Source organism: Gordonia sp. PS3 (assembly GCF_041950545.1).
In the GTDB taxonomy this organism is placed as follows: domain Bacteria; phylum Actinomycetota; class Actinomycetes; order Mycobacteriales; family Mycobacteriaceae; genus Gordonia; species Gordonia sihwensis.
The window spans coordinates 2,218,722-2,239,244 of record NZ_CP169524.1 but is presented as its reverse complement, the minus strand read 5'-3'; the positions used below and the strand labels follow the sequence as shown (position 1 = coordinate 2,239,244).

General features: G+C 69.3%; 18 protein-coding genes. 15 read left to right on the top strand and 3 right to left on the bottom strand.

Annotated elements, in window-relative coordinates; genetic code table 11:
- Nucleotides 1-3: 3 nt before the first annotated feature.
- The 6 genes from ACE11G_RS10365 to ACE11G_RS10340 all read left to right on the top strand — a co-directional run bounded on the left by ACE11G_RS10365 (nucleotide 4) and on the right by ACE11G_RS10340 (nucleotide 6,929).
- Nucleotides 4-324, top strand: a complete 321-nt coding sequence (locus ACE11G_RS10365) for a YlxR family protein (protein ID WP_101841585.1) — start codon at nucleotides 4-6, stop codon at nucleotides 322-324.
- A gap of 102 nt (nucleotides 325-426) precedes the next feature.
- Complete coding sequence (infB, locus tag ACE11G_RS10360) at nucleotides 427-3,279, top strand: translation initiation factor IF-2 (protein WP_062366819.1); 2,853 nt, start codon at nucleotides 427-429, stop codon at nucleotides 3,277-3,279.
- Nucleotides 3,280-3,282: 3 nt separating this feature from the next.
- A complete protein-coding gene (gene rbfA / locus ACE11G_RS10355) occupies nucleotides 3,283-3,753 on the top strand; it encodes a 30S ribosome-binding factor RbfA (protein WP_006896216.1) in 471 nt (156 codons plus the stop codon).
- Complete coding sequence (locus tag ACE11G_RS10350) at nucleotides 3,750-4,712, top strand: bifunctional oligoribonuclease/PAP phosphatase NrnA (RefSeq protein WP_006896217.1); 963 nt, start codon at nucleotides 3,750-3,752, stop codon at nucleotides 4,710-4,712. Before rbfA ends, ACE11G_RS10350 begins: the two co-directional genes overlap by 4 nt.
- A 15-nt stretch (nucleotides 4,713-4,727) precedes the next feature.
- A complete protein-coding gene (locus ACE11G_RS10345) occupies nucleotides 4,728-6,002 on the top strand; it encodes an MATE family efflux transporter (protein WP_006896218.1) in 1,275 nt (424 codons plus the stop codon).
- Between the two features lie 45 nt (nucleotides 6,003-6,047).
- Nucleotides 6,048-6,929 (top strand): type IV toxin-antitoxin system AbiEi family antitoxin domain-containing protein, encoded by an 882-nt coding sequence (locus ACE11G_RS10340; RefSeq protein WP_006896219.1) that lies wholly within the window; start codon nucleotides 6,048-6,050, stop codon nucleotides 6,927-6,929.
- A 53-nt stretch (nucleotides 6,930-6,982) separates the two neighbouring features.
- Here the strand turns inward: ACE11G_RS10340 and ACE11G_RS10335 are convergent, their stop codons facing one another.
- A complete protein-coding gene (locus ACE11G_RS10335; protein ID WP_331436954.1) occupies nucleotides 6,983-7,438 on the bottom strand; it encodes a GNAT family N-acetyltransferase in 456 nt (151 codons plus the stop codon).
- Nucleotides 7,439-7,527: 89 nt separating this feature from the next.
- On the opposite strand from ACE11G_RS10335, the gene ACE11G_RS10330 reads away from it, so the two are divergent.
- Genes ACE11G_RS10330 through truB form a run of 3 tightly spaced genes read left to right on the top strand, consistent with a single transcriptional unit; the run spans nucleotide 7,528 to nucleotide 10,095 of the window.
- Nucleotides 7,528-8,523 (top strand): metallophosphoesterase, encoded by a 996-nt coding sequence (locus ACE11G_RS10330; RefSeq protein ID WP_039867345.1) that lies wholly within the window; start codon nucleotides 7,528-7,530, stop codon nucleotides 8,521-8,523.
- Nucleotides 8,520-9,194: a 4'-phosphopantetheinyl transferase gene (locus ACE11G_RS10325; protein WP_045538518.1), complete on the top strand. Its 675-nt coding sequence runs from the start codon at nucleotides 8,520-8,522 to the stop codon at nucleotides 9,192-9,194. Before ACE11G_RS10330 ends, ACE11G_RS10325 begins: the two co-directional genes overlap by 4 nt.
- Before the next feature lies 1 nt (nucleotide 9,195).
- Nucleotides 9,196-10,095, top strand: coding sequence for a tRNA pseudouridine(55) synthase TruB (gene truB / locus ACE11G_RS10320; protein ID WP_045538520.1), 900 nt, complete (start codon nucleotides 9,196-9,198; stop codon nucleotides 10,093-10,095).
- A 496-nt stretch (nucleotides 10,096-10,591) separates the two neighbouring features.
- Here the strand turns inward: truB and ACE11G_RS10315 are convergent, their stop codons facing one another.
- Complete coding sequence (locus ACE11G_RS10315) at nucleotides 10,592-11,272, bottom strand: metal-dependent transcriptional regulator (protein ID WP_197462915.1); 681 nt, start codon at nucleotides 11,270-11,272, stop codon at nucleotides 10,592-10,594.
- 58 nt (nucleotides 11,273-11,330) lie between these two features.
- Between ACE11G_RS10315 and ACE11G_RS10310 the strand changes: the two genes are divergently transcribed.
- From ACE11G_RS10310 to ACE11G_RS10290, 5 genes are all read left to right on the top strand, one after another.
- Complete coding sequence (locus ACE11G_RS10310; protein ID WP_081598100.1) at nucleotides 11,331-12,293, top strand: bifunctional riboflavin kinase/FAD synthetase; 963 nt, start codon at nucleotides 11,331-11,333, stop codon at nucleotides 12,291-12,293.
- Nucleotides 12,294-12,447: 154 nt separating this feature from the next.
- Nucleotides 12,448-12,717 carry a 30S ribosomal protein S15 gene (rpsO, locus tag ACE11G_RS10305; protein ID WP_006896227.1) on the top strand — a complete coding sequence of 90 codons (270 nt, stop codon included), beginning with the start codon at nucleotides 12,448-12,450 and terminating at the stop codon, nucleotides 12,715-12,717.
- 424 nt (nucleotides 12,718-13,141) lie between these two features.
- A complete protein-coding gene (locus tag ACE11G_RS10300; RefSeq protein ID WP_062366823.1) occupies nucleotides 13,142-15,409 on the top strand; it encodes a polyribonucleotide nucleotidyltransferase in 2,268 nt (755 codons plus the stop codon).
- Nucleotides 15,410-15,588: 179 nt separating this feature from the next.
- Nucleotides 15,589-16,830, top strand: a complete 1,242-nt coding sequence (locus ACE11G_RS10295; protein ID WP_006896229.1) for a histidine kinase — start codon at nucleotides 15,589-15,591, stop codon at nucleotides 16,828-16,830.
- 43 nt (nucleotides 16,831-16,873) lie between these two features.
- A complete protein-coding gene (locus ACE11G_RS10290) occupies nucleotides 16,874-17,512 on the top strand; it encodes a response regulator transcription factor (protein WP_039867346.1) in 639 nt (212 codons plus the stop codon).
- 34 nt (nucleotides 17,513-17,546) lie between these two features.
- On the opposite strand, the gene ACE11G_RS10285 is transcribed toward ACE11G_RS10290, so the two are convergent.
- Nucleotides 17,547-19,589 carry a neutral/alkaline non-lysosomal ceramidase N-terminal domain-containing protein gene (locus tag ACE11G_RS10285; RefSeq protein ID WP_006896231.1) on the bottom strand — a complete coding sequence of 681 codons (2,043 nt, stop codon included), beginning with the start codon at nucleotides 19,587-19,589 and terminating at the stop codon, nucleotides 17,547-17,549.
- 175 nt (nucleotides 19,590-19,764) lie between these two features.
- Between ACE11G_RS10285 and dapB the strand changes: the two genes are divergently transcribed.
- Nucleotides 19,765-20,517 carry a 4-hydroxy-tetrahydrodipicolinate reductase gene (gene dapB / locus ACE11G_RS10280; RefSeq protein ID WP_006896232.1) on the top strand — a complete coding sequence of 251 codons (753 nt, stop codon included), beginning with the start codon at nucleotides 19,765-19,767 and terminating at the stop codon, nucleotides 20,515-20,517.
- Nucleotides 20,518-20,523 lie beyond the last annotated feature (6 nt).

Below are 20,523 nucleotides of genomic sequence, written 5' to 3'. Positions count from 1 at the left end.
CCTGTGGCCCTTCGAACGTCGACATCTCCGGTGCGTACCTGTATCGGCTGTCGCCGGCGTGATCAAGCTTCACACCTGGTCAGGCTGGTGGCTGTGCGAGGCGCGGACAGCGCATCGCAGGTGGCGATCGACGAACGGGGGAGACTGCCGGGACGAGGCGCCTGGCTGCACCGCGATGAGAGATGTCTCTCGCTTGCGGTGCGGCGCAACGCCTTCGGCACGGCGCTACGGGATCGCGGCGTCGCCGTGAGACCAGAGGATCTGGCCGAGCACATCGGCGGGATCATCAACAGTGAGGGCTCCGCAGGGAGTCAGGACAGGTAGCAGAAGACATGAGCACACCGTGAAGTCTCCACGATGAGCACGTTTACTGAATAAACCGAGGTCGTTGCGGGCAGCCCGCTCGACCTCCAAGTGAGGAGAGCAGTGGCAGGCAAGGCCCGCGTTCACGAACTGGCCAAGGAATTGGGCGTACCCAGCAAAGCAGTGCTGGAGCGGCTCAAGGAGCAGGGCGAGTTCGTCAAATCCGCATCGTCGACTGTCGAGGCCCCGGTGGCCCGTCGACTGCGTGAGTCTTTCGAATCCGGCTCCGGTTCCGCTTCGGCGAAGCCGGCGGCCAAGGCATCCGGCGCCAAGCCGGGTCCCAAGCCCGGTCCGGCACCCAAGCCGGCAGCGGCGAACTCCGCTCCGGCCGCCGAGGCGGCCCCGGCGGCACGAGCATCCGCCCCGGCTCAGCCGGCGGCGGGCGGCCCCAAGCCGGGCCCCAAGCCCGCACCGAAGGCGGCTCCGGCACCGCAGGCTCCGGCCGCACCGGCGGCCGAGTCTACCGAGCCGGCCGGCAAGCCCTCGGCACCGGCGGCGCAGTCGGGTCAGGCACCGGCGACGCCGGGTCCCCGTCCGGGTCCGCGCCCCGGTCCCCGGCAGCCCCGAGTGGGCAACAATCCGTATTCCTCGGCCCCGGCGCCCGCGCCGCGTCCGATGGGTCCGCGTCCGGGTGCGGCGGGTCCGCGTCCGGGCGGTCGACCCGGTCAGGGCGGTCCGCGTCCCGGCGCCGGTCAGGGCGGTCCCCGTCCGGGTGGCGGTCAGGGCGCACGCCCGGGTGCCGGCGGCCCTCGTCCCGGCGGTCAGGGCGGCGCACGCCCCACGCCGGGCAACATGCCTTCGCGTCCCAGCCCGGGAGCGATGCCGCAGCGTGCGGCGCGTCCCGACGCTCGGCCCGGTGGCCGCGGTGGCCCAGGCGGCCGCAGCGGTGGTCCCGGCGGCGGCGGTGGCTTCCGTAACGGCGGCGGTGGCGGTGCGGCTCCGGGCGGCGGCTTCCGCGGTCGTCCCGGCGGCGGTGGCGGCGGTCGTGGCCGCGGCGGAACCGCGGGAGCGTTCGGTCGCCCCGGCGGCGCACCCCGCAAGGGACGCAAGTCGAAGCGTCAGAAGCGGCAAGAGTACGACTCGATGCGCGCACCCGAGGTCGGCGGCGTCCGGTTGCCTCACGGCAACGGCGAGGTCATCCGCCTCGCTCGCGGCGCCTCGCTCTCGGACTTCGCGGACAAGATCAACGCCAACCCGGCTTCGCTGGTCCAGGCGCTGTTCAACCTCGGCGAGATGGTCACCGCGACCGAGTCGGTCAACGACGAGACGCTGGAGTTGCTCGGCGGCGAGATGAACTACGTCGTCCAGGTCGTGAGCCCGGAGGACGAGGATCGTGAGCTCCTGGAGAGCTTCGACCTGACCTACGGCGAAGACGAGGGCGGCGAAGAGGACCTCGCGCAGCGTCCGCCGGTGGTAACCGTCATGGGTCACGTCGACCACGGCAAGACCCGACTGCTCGACACCATCCGCAAGGAGAACGTCGGCGCGGGCGAGGCCGGCGGCATCACGCAGCACATCGGCGCGTACCAGGTGAACACTCACCTGAACGACGAGGACCGGTTGATCACCTTCATCGACACCCCGGGTCACGAGGCGTTCACCGCCATGCGTGCCCGCGGTGCGAAGGCCACCGACATCGCGATCCTCGTGGTGGCGGCCGACGACGGTGTCATGCCGCAGACGGTGGAAGCCGTCAACCACGCGCAGGCGGCCGACGTGCCGATCGTCGTGGCGGTCAACAAGATCGACAAGGAGGGCGCGGACCCGGCCAAGATCCGCGGACAGCTGACCGAGTACGGCCTGGTTCCCGAGGAGTACGGCGGCGACACCATGTTCGTCGACATCTCGGCCAAGCAGGGGCTGAACATCGACCAGCTGCTGGAGGCGGTCCTGCTGACCGCCGACGCCTCGCTCGATCTGCGGGCGAACCCGGACATGGACGCTCAGGGTGTCGCCATCGAGGCGCACCTCGACCGCGGCCGCGGCCCGGTCGCGACCGTCCTCATCCAGCGCGGCACCCTGCGCGTCGGCGACTCGATCGTCGCCGGCGACGCATACGGCCGCGTCCGTCGGATGGTCGACGAGCACGGCGACGACGTCGAAGAGGCGCTGCCGTCGCGTCCGGTGCAGGTGATCGGCTTCACTTCGGTTCCGGGTGCGGGCGACAACCTCCTGGTGGTGGAAGAAGACCGCATCGCCCGGCAGATCGCCGACCGCCGCAATGCGCGCAAGCGCAATGCGCTGGCGGCACGCAGCCGCAAGCGGATCAGCCTCGAGGATCTGGATTCGGCGCTCAAGGAGACCAGCCAGCTCAACCTGATCCTGAAGGGCGACAACTCGGGTACCGTCGAGGCGCTCGAAGAGGCGCTCCTTCAGATCGAGATCGACGACGAGGTCTCGCTGCGGGTCATCGACCGCGGTGTCGGTGGCATCACCGAGACCAACGTCAACCTGGCCGCGGCGTCGGATGCGATCATCATCGGATTCAATGTCCGCGCGGAGGGCAAGGCCACCGAGCTGGCCAACCGCGAGGGCGTGGAGATCCGGTACTACTCGGTCATCTACAAGGCGATCGAGGAGATCGAGGCCGCGCTCAAGGGCATGCTCAAGCCGATCTACGAGGAGTCCGAGCTGGGCCGGGCGGAGATCCGTGCGATCTTCAAGTCGTCCAAGGTCGGCAACATCGCCGGTTGCCTCGTGCAGTCGGGCATCATGCGGCGCAATGCCAAGGCACGCCTGCTGCGCGACAACGCGGTGGTCGCCGACAACCTCACGATCAGCTCGCTCAAGCGTGAGAAGGACGACGCGACCGAGGTCCGCGAAGGCTACGAGTGCGGTCTGACGCTGACCTACGGCGACATCAAGGTCGGCGACGTGATCGAGGCCTTCGAGATGGTCGAGAAGGCACGGGACTAGGTCATGGCAGATCCTGCACGGGCCGCTCGGCTCGCCAAACGGATCACCACCATCGTCGCCTCGGCGATCGGTGGGGAGATCAAGGACCCGCGCCTGGCTCATGTGACGATCACCGATTGCCGGGTCACCGGCGATCTGCACGACGCCACCGTGTTCTACACGGTGCTGGGCGACTCGGTGGATGCCGAGCCGAACGTGGCGGAAGCGGCGGCCGGTCTGGCCGCCGCGACCGGCGTGCTCCGGTCGAAGGTCGGCGCCGGCACCGGAGTCCGGTTCACCCCCACTCTGCGGTTCGAACTCGACACGGTGCCGGACGCGACGCGTGCGATGGACGAGCTCCTCGCCCGCGCACGCGCCCGGGACGAGTCGGTGGCCCGCGCCGCTCGCAATGCGCGGCCGGCGGGCGACGTCGACCCGTATCGGCACGACGAGGAAGAGTCCGCGTCGGACGAATCCGGGGGCGCGCTCGGGTGAATCCCGCTTCGAGCGACTCCGTGGCTGCCACGCTGCTCGGCGCCGATTCGGTGTCGATCATCAGCCACGTCCGTCCGGACGCCGACACCATCGGCAGTGCACTGGGACTCGGGCTGGCGCTCACGGGGCTGGGGAAACGCGTGCACTGCGCGTTCTCCGGTCCCGAGGCGCTGCCCGGTCCGCTGCGCGAACTGCCGGGAGTAGACCTGCTCGTGGACGAGGCGGGGCTGCCCGTCGCCGATGTGACGGTGGCGGTCGACGCGGCCACCGTCGAACGTCTCGGCGGGCTGGAGCAGGTCTTCACCTCCGGAAGCACCACCGTCTGCATCGACCACCACGTCTCCAATCCGGGATTCGCGGATCTGGATCTGGTGGACCCGCAGTCCGATTGCACGGCGTCGATCGTGCTCCGGGTGATCGATCGGCTCGGCGCGAGCCTCACCGCGGACATCGCGACCTGCCTGTACGCGGGCCTGGTGACTGATACGGGCTCGTTCAAATGGGCGCGGCCCGCGTCGTTCGGTGTGGCGGCACGACTCCTCGAGGCCGGTGTCGACGGTCCGCGGTGGAGCCGTCTCCTCCTCGACGCCCACCCGTACTCGTGGCTGCAGATGCTCTCGGAGGTGCTCGCCGATTCCGTGCTCGATGAAGGCGCACTGGACGGGCGCGGACTGGTGTACGCGGTCGTGAACGCCGATCAGATGTCGGATATGAACTGGGACGAGTCGGAGAGCGTCATCGACGTCGTGCGCACTGCGCGGGAGGCCGAGGTGGCAGCCGTCTTCAAAGAGGTGCGGGCGGGCGAATGGACCGTCTCGCTGCGGAGCAAGACCGACGTCGACGTGGTGCCGATCGCGAGGTCGCTCGGCGGTGGCGGCCACGTGCGTGCGGCCGGGTACAGCGACACCGGAGACGCGGCAGAGGTCGTCGGGCATCTGCTCGCCGCCCTGCGCAGGTGATCGGCGGCGTCGAGAGTGCTGAGACTCGCCGGGTCGGCACTGGTGGTGCTCATCGCGCCGCCGCTGTACCTGATGCTCGATCTGGCCGTGGTCGGCCGCCTCGGCGCGACCGAACTCGCGGCCCTGACCGTGGCGACGCTGGTCCTGTCGGTCATCAGCACTCAGCTGACCTTCCTCTCCTATGGAACCACCGCGCGGTCGGCGCGCGCCTTCGGTGCGGGTGATCGACGCCGGGCCGTCGACGAGGGAGTGCAGGCGAGCTGGATCGCGGTGGGCGTGGGGGCGGCGATCGTCGTCGTCGCGTGGCTCCTGGCGCCCGCGGTCACCGGCGCGCTGGTGCCCGACCACCAGGTCGCGGCCGAAGCGGCGTCCTGGTTGCGCATCGCCGTGTTCGGCGTGCCGCTGATCCTTCTGGCGATGGCCGGCAACGGTTGGATGCGCGGAGTGCAGGACACCCGGCGGCCGGTGTATTTCGTGGTCGCGGGACTGGCCGTGGCCGCCGTGCTCTGCGTCGGTCTGGTGCACGGGGTCGGCGGACTCCCGCGACTCGGCCTGCAGGGCAGCGCCTGGGCGAATCTCGTGGGGCAGTCGCTGACGGGGATCGCCTTCGCGGTCCGGCTGATCGGCGAGAGTCGTGGCCGGCTGCGCCCCGACTGGCCGGTGATCCGCGCCCAGCTGACGATGGCCCGCGATCTGGTGCTGCGGAGCCTGTCGTTTCAGGTGTGCTTCATCTCCGCGGCGGCTGTGGCCGCGCGCTTCGGCGTCGCGCAGGTGGCCGCGCATCAGGTGGTACTGCAGCTGTGGGAGTTCAGCTCGCTGCTGCTCGACTCGCTGGCGATCGCGGCTCAGCAACTCGTGGGCGCGGCGCTGGGCGCGGGTGCGTTCCGGGTGGCCCGGCGTGCGGCGACGCGGGCCACCGCCGTGTCGGTGGGGATCTCGGTTCTTCTCGCCGCCGTGCTGGCGGCCGGGGTCGCGGTGATTCCGCGGATCTTCACCGACGATGCGGCGATCCTTGACGCGATGCGCACGCCGTGGTGGTTCTTCGTCGCGATGCTGCCGATCGCTGGCGCGGTGTTCGCGCTCGACGGTGTGCTGCTGGGCAGCGGCGACGCCGCATTCCTCCGGACGGCGACTCTCGCGGGCGCGCTCGGCGCGTTCCTGCCGCTGATCTGGCTGTCGTGGGCCTTCGACTGGGGGCTGGCGGGAATCTGGAGCGGACTGCTCGCGTTCATGTGCACTCGACTCGCCGCGGTGGTGTGGCGGGTGCGCAGCGGCGCGTGGGTGAAGTAGTCGTGTCGGTGGAACCGAGGAGCGTGCCGCTGCGTCCAATAGGACATGGGGGACTCGGGCGCGCTGGCCGCGTTGATCGCTGAACAGGATGGACTCATCACCTCGGCGCAGGCACTCCGGGCCGGTCTCTCCCGCAAGGAGATCCGCGGCCGACTGGACCGGCGGGAGTGGTGCGCGCTCGTCCGCGGAATCTATCGATCGAGTTCGCATCCGCTGACTGAGAGCCTGTTGGTCCGCGCAGCGGTGGCCGCGCACCATGGCGTGGCTGACCGCACCACGGCGGCTTGGTGGCACGGAATGCTCGATGCCCTGGCGTATCCGTTGACCGTCGCGACAGCCAACACGACCACCGCCGACCGGTGGTCGCTCGGCCCGCTGGGCCTCACTCGTCGGCACTACGACGATGCGGACCTGACCACGGTCCGCGGGCTCCGCGTGACCACGCCGCCGGCGACGGTGGTGTTCGGCGCGGCAGCGATGCCGGACGGTGGTCGATTCCTCGACCGGGCGCTGCAGCGCGGTGTCGTCACAGTCACCGAACTCGAGGCCGTCGTCGAGCGCTACGCGGGCAGTCGCGGGATAGGTGAGGCACGCCGGCTCGTGCGCATCGCCTCGCAGGACTCGGAGTCAGAGGCCGAACGGCTCTTCGTACGTCTGCTTCGAGAGGCGGGCGTCACCGGGTGGGTGCAGCAGCTCCGATTCGGACGGTGGCGTATCGACTTCGGCTGGCCCGATCTCCGCGTCGCGATCGAGATCGACGGACTGGCCTTCCACTACCAGCATGACCGGTTCCAGGCGGACCGGGCGAAATACAACGCGCTCGACGCCGCCGGGTGGCGCAAGAAGGTGTACACCTGGCACGACCTGACGGATCGGCCGGGAGAGGTCGTGGACGAAGTGCTCGAGATGCTCAACGCGCGGGTGTGACCTCACCGCGATGAATCTGTGCCCGCACCGGGCGCAGATTCATCGCAGCCGGATCACTGCTCGGCGACGACCGGCTGATACTGCGGGAAACGCTCGAGGAACGACTGCACGTACGTGCACACCGGGACGATCTTCGTGCCCTGCGCGGAGAGTTCGTCGAGCACCGAGGCGACGAGCAACCGAGCGAAGCCCGCCCGGCCGTACTTCTCGGTGACGACGGTGTGGAGCAGGACGAGGGTGTGCTCGTCGCGGCGTTCGTAGCCCTCCACTCCGACGAGTTCATCACCCGACCAGAGCTCGTAGCGGTCCCGATCGGGAAAGTTGCGCAGTGTCGGCGCCGGAGTGAGCTCGACCGTCGGCGGCGGAACGGGGACTGATGCGGTCATGTCGTCGACGCTACTACCGGATCGGTGCAGGTCGACGCCGCCACGCCCCAAGCGTGCCACTCCCGGTGACCGCTCAGCGGTGATCACGGAGACGAACTGCGGCACCGTGAATTCGGCGATCACCGCGCCCACCTTCTCGCCGAGGACGTCGTCGCCGGTGTGGAGCCGAAGCCGGGTTCGTCGCCGAGCGGGCTCGTGGCACCATGGTCCCCATGCCAACGCTCTGGGCGGTCAGCGACCTGCACGTCTCACACCGCGGCAACGAGGCGATCCTCGATCGGATCAAGCCGGCCGAACCGGGGGACTGGCTGATCGTCGCGGGCGACGTCGCCGAGCGCACCGACGACATCATCGACACCCTCCGCCGGCTCAAGAACAGATTCCGCACGGTGGTGTGGGTGCCCGGGAACCATGAGCTGTACACCACGGCCAAGGACCCGCTCCAGGTGTTCGGCGTCGCACGGTACGACTACCTCGTGCAGGCCTGCCGTGATCTCGGCGTAGTGACTCCCGAGGACCGGTATCCGCTGTTCGATCCCGGGGACGGGACACCGCCGGTCCGGGTGGTGCCGATGTTCCTGCTCTACGACTACACGTTCCGGCCGGAGGGCACCTCGACGGCGCTGCAGGCGCTCGCCGTCGCACGCGAGGCGAACGTCGTCGCCACAGACGAATTCCTCCTCTCGCCCGAACCGTTCGGCACGCGCGACGCCTGGGGGCGCGCCCGGATCGAGGCCACGCGGTCGCGACTGGAGGCGCTCGACCCCGCCGAGAAGACCGTGCTGATCAACCATTGGCCGCTGCGGCGGGAACCGTGCGATGCGCTGATGTATCCCGAGTTCGCGCTCTGGTGCGGCTCGGAGCTCACCGCGGACTGGCACACCCGATTCAACGCGGCCTGCTGCGTATACGGGCATCTGCACATCCCGAGGACCACGTGGTACGACGACGTGCGCTTCGAGGAGGTGTCGGTGGGATATCCGCGTGAGTGGAGCAGACGCGGGTTGCCGTCGCCGCTGCTGCGGAAGATCGCACCGGACGAGGGACTGCATCCGGCCGATCTCAACGAGTTCGGCGCCCGGTTCGACCTGCCGCCGGACTACCGGGAGCGTGCCGCCGAGTTCCGGGCGCGAGTGGAGCGCACCCGCGCGCGCCGTGCTGAAGCAGAGAAGGACAGGGCCGAGAAGAACAGGAAGGACGGTCGATGATCGACGACCTCATGCCCGCGGGAGTCGGGACCGCCGAGTCGTTCGGCGACCCCGACGGGCTCACCGTGCTTCCCGCCGAGGAGGCGTTGATCGCCAAGGCCGTGGAGAAGCGCCGCCGGGAGTTCACCACCGCCCGGCACTGCGCACGGCAGGCGCTGGGGCAGTTGGGAGTCGCGCCGGTGCCGATCCTGCGCGGTGAACGCGGGATGCCGCTGTGGCCCCGTCAGGTGGTCGGCAGCCTGACGCACTGCGACGGCTACCGTGCGGCCGTCGCGGCATATTCGATGCAGGTTCGCTCGCTGGGTATCGATGCCGAACCGCATCAGGCCCTGCCCGACGGCGTCCTCGACCACACCAGCATCGAGGCCGAACGCGAGGTCCTCGCCGACCGGGACCACGACCTGCACTGGGACCGGCTCCTGTTCTGCGCCAAGGAAGCCACCTACAAGGCCTGGTTTCCGCTCACCGAGCGGTGGCTGGGTTTCGAGGACGCGCACATCACGTTCGAGCGAGACGACTCGATTGGCACCGCGGGCGCGCCTGCGGGTACTTTCACCTCGACCATCCTGATCGACGGAGCGGTGATCGACGGCGGACCGCCGCTGCTGACGCTGCCCGGCCGCTGGCAGATCTCCCGCGGTTTGATCCTCACCACGATTGCACTCACCTGACATGGCAGACGCCTCCATCGAGAACGCCGGACTCCTCGTCGTAGATAAGGCCGCCGGCATCACCAGCCACGACGTGGTGGCCAAGTGCCGCAAGGCGTTCAACACCCGTCGCGTCGGACACGCGGGCACCCTCGACCCGATGGCGACCGGGGTTCTCGTCATCGGCATCGAACGCGCGACCAAGCTGCTCGGGCTGCTCTCGCTCACCACCAAGTCGTACGCTGCGACCATCCGGCTGGGGCAGTCGACGTCGACCGACGACGCCGAGGGCGAGGTCATCGAATCGCGGGACGCCTCGGGGGTCCGCGACGAGGAGATCGCGGCGGTCGTCGCGTCGCTCACCGGCGACATCGAGCAGGTGCCCGCCAAGGTCAGCGCGATCAAGGTCGACGGTCGTCGCGCCCACGCGCTCGTCCGCACCGGGGCCGAGTTCGAACTGCAGGCGCGGCCGGTCACCGTCGACCGTTTCGACGTGCTCGATACTCGCCGGGACGGCGAGTTCATCGACCTCGACGTCGAGGTCGACTGCTCGTCGGGCACTTATATCCGTTCTCTGGCAAGGGATCTCGGTGCCGCGCTCGGCGTCGGCGGGCACCTGACGGCGCTGCGACGCACCGCCGTCGGGCCGTTCACCCTGGAGCACTCGCGAACGATGGCCGATGTCGACGAGAATCCCGGTTTGAGTCTCGGCATCGACGACGCGGCCAAGTTGTGCTTCCCGCATCGCGCGATCTCCGACGACGAGGCCGAGTCGATCAGCCAGGGCCGCTGGCTGGAGCCGGTGGGCATGAAGGGTATCTACACGGTGGTCGATCCGCGCGGGCAGGCCATCGCTCTCGTGCAGGAGAAGGGCAAGCGGGCGAGTTCGGTGATGGTCGTGCGACCGGCGACGCTGCGCTGAGGGCGGCCGAAGGTCTGGTCAGGTCCGCCAGAGGGGGCAGGCAGGCTCATCGAGTAGCGAGCGCATCGAGACTCGAGTCTGAACGTGGTGCGGGTCTCGATAGGCCGCGGCGCTGCGCGCCGGGGCTACTCGAGGAGCCTGTCGGGAGGGGGTTCATGCAGGCTCATCGAGTAGCGAGCGCATCGAGACTCGAGTCTGAACGTGGTGCAGGTCTCGATAGGCCGCGGCGCTGCGCGCCGGGGCTACTCGAGGAGCCTGTCGGGAGGGGGTTCATGCAGGCTCATCGAGTAGCGAGCGCATCGAGACTCGAGTGTGAACGTAGTGCAGGTCTCGATAGGCCGCGGCGCTGCGCGCCGGGGCTACTCGAGGAGCCTGTCGGGAGGGGGTTTCTGGCAGGCTCATCGAGTAGCCGGCGAACGTAGTGAGCGAGCGTATCGAGATTCGAGTGTGAACGTGGTGCAGGTCTCGATAGGCCGCGGCGCTGCGCGCCGGCATCTCAGCCGTCGACGAAAATCGCGCGGGCGGCGATGTCACCGAGATGGATCGGGTCCGAATCGTCGACGCAGACGGTGATGGTGCCGGCGAACGAGCGCTTCTCGGTGACCCGCACCCGGCAGTCGAGATTGACGCCGATCTCCTCGAAGTACCGCAGCATCTCCGGATCCGAGTCGGAGATGCGGGTGATGACCCCGGTCTGGTCCACGTCGAGGTCGGCCAGCTGCACGGCGCCGGCCTCGGGCACGGTGCCGTCGGACGCCGGGATCGGGTCGCCGTGCGGGTCGCGCTTCGGGTGGCCCAGCTTGGCGTCGATGTGCGCCAGCAACTGCTCCGAGACCGCGTGTTCGAGGATCTCGGCCTCGGCGTGCACCTCGTCCCAGCGATAGCCGAGCTCTCGGACGAGGAAGGTCTCGAGCAGGCGGTGCCGCCGGACCATGCCGACGGCGGCCACCCGCCCCGTCTCGGTCAGGGTCACCGCGCCGTAGGGCGCATGGTCCACGAGACCTTGATCGGCCAGTTTCCGAATGCCCTCCGACGCGGTGGACGGTGAGACGCCGAGCTTCTCGGCCAGCAACTTCGTGGTGACCTTCGTGTCCGACCACTCCTGCGAGGTCCAGATCACTTTCAGATAGTCCTGGGTTACCGAGGTGAGTTCGTTCACCGGGCGAGAGTCGGGCATGCGTACGACCTTACCCACCGAACGCGCAGCGGCTGCTGGCGAGTCGTAGGCTTAGCGTGTGTTGCGTTGGCGAGGTTTGGACGACATCCCTGCGGGCTGGGGCCGATGCGTGGTCACGATCGGCGTGTTCGACGGAATCCATCGCGGGCACGCGCAGTTGGTCGCCGCCGCCACGAAGGCGGCGGCCGAGCGCGGTGTGCCCTCGGTGCTGATGACCTTCGACCCGCACCCGTCGTCGGTGGTGCGGTCGGGTGCTTACCCGCCGCAGTTGTCGACGCTGCGGCGGCGTGCCGATCTCGCCGAGGAGATGGGGATCGACGTGTTCTGCGTGATCCCGTTCTCCGCGACCCTCGCGGCCCAGTCGCCGGAGGATTTCGTGCACTCGGTCCTCGTCGAGGAACTGCACGCGGCCGAGGTGGTGGTCGGCGACAACTTCACCTTCGGCCACAAGGCGCTCGGCGACGTGCCCAAACTGCGTGAACTGGGGGAGCGGTTCGGCTTCGAGGTCACCGCGATCTCCCTGTTCGGTGAGCATGCCGTGACCTTCTCGTCCACCTACATCCGGTCGTGCATCGCGGCGGGCGACGTGGAACTGGCCGCCGAGGCGCTCGGCCGGCCGCATCGTGTGGAAGGCGTCGTGGTGCACGGCGAACGCCGGGGCCGCGACCTGGGTTTCCCGACCGCCAACGTCGCGCCGCCCGAGCACACCGCGATCCCCGGCGACGGCGTGTACGCGGCATGGTTCACCGTGCTCGACAGCGCCACGCAGCCCGACGGGGTCACCATCGGCCGGCGGTACCCGGCCGCGGTCTCGGTGGGCACCAACCCGACCTTCTCCGGCAGAGTCCGCACGGTGGAGGCCTACGTGCTGGATGTGGAGGCCGACCTCTACGGTCAGCATGTGGCGGTCGACTTCGTCGCACGGCTGCGCGGCATGGAGCCCTTCGACAGCGTCGACGCACTGATCGCGGAGATGAACAACGACGTCGAGCGCACGCGCACCCTGCTGCGGGCGGAGTGACCCGCCCGAGCGCTCCATGCGCCGGCGCTGATTTCCGGTCGGGGGTCGAGCGCTGGTAGTCTTGGCCGCCGGTGTCAGCTGCGGTCCGTGGCGGCGCACCCCCTGCTGGTTGCAGGGCCTGGAGCACGGAACTGAAAAATCAAGGAGATCTCTCATGGCTCTGACCGCCGAAGAGAAGAAGGCCATCCTCAGCGAGTACGGTCTGCACGAGACCGACACCGGTTCGCCGGAGGCGCAGGTCGCACTGCTGACCAAGCGCATCACGGATCTGACCGAGCACCTCAAGTTCCACAAGCACGACCACCACAGCCGTCGTGGTCTGCTGCTGCTCGTCGGTCGCCGTCGCCGCCTGCTCAAGTACGTCGCGAGCGTCGACATCAACCGCTACCGCTCGCTGATCGAGCGCCTGGGTCTGCGTCGCTGACGCCCCCTGATTGCTTCTGTGGCCGTCGTTCCCACGCGGAACGGCGGCCACAGCTGTCTGTCGGGCACGGCGGCATCGGGATTCGTCGGCGAGGACGCCGCGGACACGCCCGACGGTCGCCGCAGACGACAGCCGCCGTCCCAGCAGGGAGAATGTTAGGCTGGTAGCGGACGAAGGCCGCTTGGCGGCAGTTCGGTAGTGATCGTCGGATCGGTCCTCGGTAGTGGCCGCCGGAATCCCCAAGCGATTCCGGCCGCTTCGATCGAAGGCCGTCTGCTCACGGCGCAGGTGCGCCGTCCACTTCCGGCGCGAGACTCGCGCCCATCGTCTGTCGGTTCGCCGCGCCTTGCGCGAACCGACCGCTGAATACAGGCCGCAGGCGCCGTCGTGGTGTCGTCGCGGCCGCCACGAAAGGTAAACACTCTTGACTGACGTCAACGCCGACTTCGATGATTCGATCACCGAAGTCTCCGCCGTCATCGACAACGGAACGTTCGGCAAGCGCACGATCCGCTTCGAGACCGGCCGCCTGGCTCTGCAGGCCGCGGGTTCGGTGACCGCGTACCTCGACGAGGGCACGATGATCCTCTCGACGACCACCGCGTCCAAGTCGCCGAAGGAGCACTTCGACTTCTTCCCGCTCACGGTCGACGTCGAGGAGCGCATGTACGCCGCGGGTCGCATCCCCGGCTCGTTCTTCCGCCGCGAGGGCCGCCCGTCGACCGACGCGATCCTCACCTGCCGCCTCATCGACCGTCCGCTGCGTCCGTCGTTCGTCGACGGCCTGCGCAACGAGATCCAGATCGTCGAGACCGTCCTGTCGCTCGACCCCAAGGACCTCTACGACGTGGTCGCGATCAACGCGGCGTCCGCATCCACGCAGATCTCGGGTCTGCCGTTCTCCGGTCCGGTGGGCGCCGTGCGCGTCGCGCTGATCCCGACCGAGCAGAACAAGGCCGGCCAGTGGGTCGCATTCCCCACCGTCGAGCAGCTCGAGGGCGCGGTCTTCGACATGGTCGTCGCGGGACGCCTGATCGACGGCGGCGACGTCGCGATCATGATGGTCGAGGCCGAGGCCACCGACAACGTCCTCGCGCTGATCGCCGACGGCGCCCAGGCGCCGAGTGAGGCCGTCGTCGCCGAGGGCCTCGAGGCCGCCAAGCCGTTCATCGCCACCCTGTGCGAGGCGCAGAAGCAGCTCGCCGCGGCCGCCGCGAAGGAGACCCGCGAGTTCCCGCTGTTCCCGGCCTACCAGGACGACGCCTACGAGGCGGTCGCCGAGTTCGCCACCACCCGCCTCGGCGAGGCGATGGCGATCGCCGACAAGCAGGAGCGCGACAACGCGACCGACGCACTCAAGGGCGACGTGCTCGAGGCGCTCGGCGAGCGCTTCGAGGGCCGCGAGAGCGAGCTCGGCGCAGCCTACCGGTCGCTGACCAAGAAACTCGTGCGTCAGCGCATCCTCACCGATCACTTCCGCATCGACGGTCGCGGCATCACCGACATCCGTGCGTTGTCCGCCGAGATCGGCGTCGTTCCGCGCGCACACGGCAGCGCGCTGTTCGAGCGTGGCGAGACCCAGATCATGGGCATCACCACCCTGGACATGGTCAAGATGGCCCAGCAGATCGATTCGCTCGGCCCCGAGACCAGCAAGCGGTACATGCACCACTACAACTTCCCGCCGTACTCGACCGGTGAGACCGGCCGCGTGGGTTCGCCCAAGCGCCGCGAGATCGGTCACGGTGCGCTCGCCGAGCGGGCCCTGGTGCCGGTGCTCCCGAGCGTGGAGGAGTTCCCGTACGCGATCCGTCAGGTCTCCGAGGCCCTCGGCTCCAACGGCTCCACCTCGATGGGCTCGGTGTGTGCGTCGACCATCTCGCTGCTGAACGCGGGCGTTCCGCTGAAGGCGCCGGTCGCAGGCATCGCGATGGGCCTCGTCTCCGACGAGGTCACCATCGACGGCAAGACCGAGACCCGCTACGTCGCCCTGACCGACATCCTCGGAGCCGAGGACGCGTTCGGCGACATGGACTTCAAGGTCGCGGGCACCAAGGACTTCGTGACGGCTCTGCAGCTCGACACGAAGCTCGACGGCATCCCCTCCAAGGTCCTGGCCGGTGCGCTGAGCCAGGCCAAGCAGGCCCGTCTCACCATTCTCGACGTGCTGGCCGAGGCCATCGACGAGCCGGACGAGATGAGCCCGTACGCGCCGCGCATCACCACCATCAAGATCCCGATGGACAAGATCGGTGAGCTGATCGGCCCGAAGGGCAAGACGATCAACGGCATCACCGAGGAGACCGGCGCCAACATCTCGATCGAGGACGACGGCACCGTGTTCATCGGCGCCGCAGACGGCCCGTCCGCGCAGGCGGCGATCGACAAGGTCAACGCCATCGCCAACCCGCAGCTGCCGAAGGTCGGCGAGCGCTTCCTGGGCACCGTCGTCAAGACGGCCGCCTTCGGCGCCTTCGTCTCCCTGCTCCCCGGCCGCGACGGACTGGTCCACATCAGCAAGCTGGGCAACGGCAAGCGGATCGGCAAGGTCGAGGACGTGGTCAAGGTCGGCGACAAGCTGCAGGTCGAGATCGCCGACATCGACGAGCGCGGCAAGATCAGCCTCGTTCCGGTGCGCGACGGCGCCGATGCGGCCGAAGCCGCGAAGGACGAGGTCGCGGTCGACGCCTGACGGCGACCGCACCTGTTCGATCTAGACGAGCTCGGCCCGGGACGTGTCATGCGTCCCGGGCCGAGCTCGTCGCGGTAGGCATCCGGTCCGCGCCGGAGTGGGGGTAGTGCGGGCACTACCCCGAAGATTCGCGGCCGCTCCCGTGCCCTGGACCGACGGCGATCGATAGCGTTCTTGCCATGACATCAGACGACGCCTATCGGCTCTCACCCTGGCGAATGCTCTCGGGATCGCCGCTGCGCTTCCTCTTCTCCTCCTACCCGTGGCGCGCGGTGGCGTACACGATCATCTCGCTGGCACTGGGCTGGACGGTGTTCATGGCGTACGTGGTGATCGTGCTGCTCCCGTTCGCTCCCGCCTGGTCGATCCTCTTGGGCCGCATCGAGCGGCAGCGGGTCCGGATGCTCCGGATGGCGGCCATCGCCGACCCGCATCCGGCGGTGACCGGATCGTTCGGCGCCCGCGCGCGAGCCCGACTCGCCGAGCCGGTCACCTGGCGTGAGGTGGTGTACTCGCTGGCGCTGGCGGCCTTCGCTCCGTTGGCGACGCTCGGTCTGCTGATCGCCTGCGTGCTGACCGGCGGATTCGCTGCGGCGCCGCTGGTCGTCGCGGCCGGCGGTCAGATGTCGATCGGGCCGTGGCAGCTGGAGACGCCGCAGGAGGCCTGGCGCGTGGTTCCGGTCGCGCTGCCGTTGTTCATCCTCACCCTGTATCTGTTCGGCGCGGCGGCCGCGATCGTGGCGTCCATCGCGGCCGGGCTGCTCGGTCCGCGAGAAGAGGAACTGGCGGCGCAGGTGGCCGACCTGCGGTCGTCGCGAGGAACGCTCGTCGGATCGTTCGAGGCCGAGCGCCGACGGATCGAGCGCGATCTGCACGACGGTCCGCAGCAGCACCTCGTCGGTGCGGTGATGCACCTCGGCGAGATCGCGCAGGACAGTGACGATCCGGCCACGCGGGCCCATATCGAGACCGCTCAGGCGCGTGTGGAGCGGGCGCTGGCCGAACTGCGCGACACGGTGCGCGGCGTCAATCCACGGGTGCTCGACGACCACGGAGTGGAGGCGGCCTGCGCCGAACTCGGCGGACCGGTCCTGGTCCGGGTGATCCGGGGTCCGGGATGGATACCCGGCCGGCGGCTCCCGGGAGAGACCGAGCGCGCACTGTTCTACACCGCCAGCGAAGCGGTGACGAACGCGGCCAAGCACGGCGGCGCGTCGACGGTGACGATCGAGTTCGCCGAGGCGGCGGGCGTCGTCAGCATGACCGTGACCGACGACGGCTGCGGGGGAGCGGTGCCCGCAGCCGGACGCGGGCTGGCGGGCCTGGTGGAACGGGCGGCGACGATCGGGGCGAGTCTCACCGTCGTCAGCCCGGTCGGCGGGCCGACCGTCCTTCGCTGGTCCGGGTCGGTCCGCGGGTGACCCCGTCGGCGTGCCCGGCGGGCCGTCGGCCACACTGACAGGCGTGAGCGTGCGAATCGTGGTGGCGGAGGACTCGGTGCTGCTGACCGAAGGTCTCGTGCGGATTCTCGAGGGCGCCGGGCACCAGGTGGTCGGCACCGTCGCCGATGCCCCGGCGCTGCGCGAGATCGACGTGGATTCGATCGACCTGCTGATCACGGACGTACGGATGCCGCCCGGTGACGGGGACGACGGCCTGCGGGCGGCGCTCGATCTGCGTCGCCGCCGGCCCGACCTGCCGGTGCTGGTCCTGTCCCAGTACGTGGCGGCGGCCTATGCGCGGCGACTGCTCGGAACCGAAGGCGGGGGTCGGGTCGGCTACCTGCTCAAGGAGCGTGTGGGGCGGATCGCCGACTTCCTCCGGGCGGTCGAGACGGTGTGCGCGGGCGGCGTGGTGGTCGACCCGGAGGTCGTCTCGGCGCTGTTCGCCACCGCCGCGCTCGACCGGCTCTCCCCGCGGGAGTCCCAGGTGCTGGCACTGATGGCGCGGGGTGCGAGCAACTCGGAGATCGCGGCCGCCCTGGTGGTCTCGGACGCCGCGGTCGCCAAACACGTCGCCAACATCTTCCTCAAACTCGACCTGCCCCCGGAGACCGACAACCGCCGGGTGCGCGCGATCCTGCTGTATCTCGCTCAGAGCTGACTTCGCCCGCGAGCCGACGGATCCGCGTGCTGTCTCAGCCGACTTTGATGCGGCCGGTCGCGCCGCTGATCGGGCGGAGCGCTCCCGATGCGCTCTTCACATCGCCGTAGTACCGCACCCGGTAGTCGCCCTCCGCGCCCCGCGGCACACGCCACGTGACGGTCACCTTCGACGCCGACGGGCTGCCGCCGGGACGTTCCCACGTCATCTCGGTGGTCTCATGATCGTCGTCGTAGGCGACGGTCCAGCCGCGGGCGGTGAGCTTCTCGACGGCGAAGTACCCGGTGGTCGATCCGCCACGACGGATCCGGTTGCTCGGGTAGGCGCCGCAGAAGGCCACCCGGAGCGTGGTGCCGGGCTTCGCCGCGGCGGGCACCTTCGAGATCACCTGGCCGAACCGGCGGCCGGGTATCGGGGTGTCGGCGGGCTGTGAGCCCAGTAGATCCGGCTGCAGGCCCGAGGTGTCGGCCGGACGGCGCCCGGCGGCCAGCCGGGTTCCGCGGGCCATCGCCCGCGCCATGGCGTCGAACTCCTGCATGTAGGCGCACAGCGTCCATCGGCCGAACATCGTCTCGCCGCCCTCGTACTGCTGGGCCACGTACTCCTCCGGCGTCACGGTGTACTGGCTGTAGCCGTTCGAGTAGCCCTGCAGCAGGACGTTCTCCAGCGGGACCTTGAGGGCGTCGGCGACGATCCGGCGGATTCGGAGGCCGGCGACGATCGTCGACTCGCTCGGCAATGCGGCGAGCACGAGGTCGCCGATCCGGATCAACTGCACCGGAAGAGTCTGTTCGATCCACGGCCGCGGCGGGAGGATGCCGAGCGGGAACAGAATCGCCTTCGGCGCCTGGTTGTCGACGATCCACGGATCGGGCGTCGGGGCCGTACCGGCGCCGAGCGCCATCGCGAACTCGTTCCGCACGCCCTCGTTGAGGAATCCCAGTTGGCTGCGGGTGTTGTCCTCCTGGCTGGTGGCCGCCGCAGCGGCGCCCATCATGGCGGGTGAGGTGCGAGCCGCCTTGCCGTGCGGTGTGTAGCGGCCGTCGATCGAGACGTTCGCCATGTCGACGTACCGGGTGGCGGAGTCGACACCGCCGGCGGTCATCGGGCGCGCCGCACGGAAGGCCGCCTGCGCGGCCTGATCCTGGCGGCGCCCGATGATGATGCGATTGGCCCGGTGATCGGCGGTCGGACCGCCCGGATGCATCTTGCGCAGCCACAGGTTGGGGCTCATGTCGCCCGCGTTGGTCTGCGCGTGGGCGCTCACGACGTTCGGGTCGCGCTGTTCGGCCAGGTATGCGGCATAGCCCTTGTTGTCGGCACTGATCAGGAAGTTCGCGTCGGTGAGCGAAGTGCCGTGCGTGGCGAACCAGGTGATCTCGCCGATGACGGCTCCGCCGCGGCGCAGGCGGATGGCCGTCACCTGCGGGTCGATGGCGTCGGGGAAGTGCTTGCGGTCGGCGGCGGGATTGAGCTCGAACGCCGGCATCGACCGGTTCGCGCTCGCGTCGTGGAGTTCGGCGTGCCCGAGTTCGACGGTCCCCGGCCCCAGCGAGGCGTGCGCGGCCGCGACGGCGTCGAGCAGCCCGTCGATCTCGGCACGGAAAGAATTGTGCCGATGGCCCCTGGCGGCGAGGACGTAGGCGTAATCCCATGCGGTGCCGCCGCAGGAGTTGTGGTTGTGCGTCGCGTTGATGTTGACGTTCTGCGCGGTGTACGTGGTGCCGTACCGCTTCGCGAGTTCGGCGAGCAAAGTCTGATGGTGTGAGACGAAGACGCACGCGATGTCGGCGGTGATGAACAGGACGCGCTTGCCGGTGGCCGCGTCGGCGATGATGTACGCCCGCGCCCAGGTGCGCTGCAGCAGTCCCTTCGCCACCTGTTCCATGTCGGAGTAGCCCATCATGCCCTGACCGGCGATCGCTCCCGTCATGTCACCCTTGCCCGCGCCGACGAGATAACCCGACGCGGCGGAGGCCGGTCCCGTCTCGCCGAACGATGCGGCGCCGAGCGCCGTCGCCGCGGTGGCCCCTACGGCCGCGGCTTGCAGGAAGGTTCGGCGTGAGACGGAACTCATGGGACTCCTCGTGTGACTGGTGCTTCAGCGCAGATCGGGTGTGACCCTAGCCCGCTGTTGATCGAACGATCAACAGATGGCTCGGGATTGGCGCACGTTACGGCTCGAGCGGCCGGAGCGGTGGGTTCGGGCGCCTTCTAGACTGGGGTGGATTCACGAGACGAAAGGGTCCCTCATGGGCAACGGCATCCGCGTGGGTGTGCTGGGCAGTAACGGCAAGGTCGGCAAGGCGATCGTCGAAGGCGTCGAGGCGTCGGCGGAGACCGTGTTCACCGTGGGCGTCGACAAGGGCGATCCGCTCTCGGCTTTCGTCGACTCGCAGACCCGCGTCGTCGTCGATTTCACGCACCCGGACGTCGTGATGGACAACCTCGAGTTCCTCATCGAGAACGGCATCCACGCCGTCGTCGGCACCACCGGCTTCACCGCCGAGCGGCTCGACACCGTCCGCGGCTGGGTGGAGCAGAACCCCGGCGTCGGCGTGCTCATCGCTCCGAACTTCGCGATCGGTGCGGTGCTCTCGATGCACTTCGCGCAGCAGGCCGCGCGGTTCTTCGAGTCGGCGGAGGTGATCGAACTGCACCACCCGCACAAGGCCGACGCGCCGTCCGGCACCGCCGGGCGCACCGCGCAGCTCATCGCGACGGCGCGCGCGGAAGCCGGGCTCGGCGCGAGTCCGGACGCGACGTCGACCGGACTCGAGGGTGCCCGCGGCGCCGACGTCGACGGGGTCCGCGTGCATTCGGTGCGTCTGGCCGGTCTGGTCGCGCACCAGGAGGTGCTCTTCGGCACCCAGGGTGAGACCCTCACCATCCGTCACGACTCCATCGACCGGAACTCCTTCGTTCCCGGGGTGCTGCTGGGTGTCCGCGAGATCGTCGACCGTCCCGGGCTCACGGTGGGGCTCGAGACCTTCATGGATCTGTAGTCGTCG

What these genes read in the sequence shown, in the direction of transcription:
- rbfA (WP_006896216.1), top strand. Translation starts at nt 3,283, where the DNA reads ATGGCAGATCCTGCACGGGCCGCTCGGCTCGCCAAACGGATCACCACC.
- dapB (WP_006896232.1), top strand. Translation starts at nt 19,765, where the DNA reads ATGGGCAACGGCATCCGCGTGGGTGTGCTGGGCAGTAACGGCAAGGTC.
- ACE11G_RS10325 (WP_045538518.1), top strand. Translation starts at nt 8,520, where the DNA reads ATGATCGACGACCTCATGCCCGCGGGAGTCGGGACCGCCGAGTCGTTC.
- ACE11G_RS10295 (WP_006896229.1), top strand. Translation starts at nt 15,589, where the DNA reads ATGACATCAGACGACGCCTATCGGCTCTCACCCTGGCGAATGCTCTCG.
- ACE11G_RS10315 (WP_197462915.1), bottom strand. Translation starts at nt 11,272, where the DNA reads ATGCCCGACTCTCGCCCGGTGAACGAACTCACCTCGGTAACCCAGGAC.
- ACE11G_RS10330 (WP_039867345.1), top strand. Translation starts at nt 7,528, where the DNA reads ATGCCAACGCTCTGGGCGGTCAGCGACCTGCACGTCTCACACCGCGGC.
- ACE11G_RS10340 (WP_006896219.1), top strand. Translation starts at nt 6,048, where the DNA reads ATGGGGGACTCGGGCGCGCTGGCCGCGTTGATCGCTGAACAGGATGGA.
- ACE11G_RS10285 (WP_006896231.1), bottom strand. Translation starts at nt 19,589, where the DNA reads ATGAGTTCCGTCTCACGCCGAACCTTCCTGCAAGCCGCGGCCGTAGGG.
- rpsO (WP_006896227.1), top strand. Translation starts at nt 12,448, where the DNA reads ATGGCTCTGACCGCCGAAGAGAAGAAGGCCATCCTCAGCGAGTACGGT.
- truB (WP_045538520.1), top strand. Translation starts at nt 9,196, where the DNA reads ATGGCAGACGCCTCCATCGAGAACGCCGGACTCCTCGTCGTAGATAAG.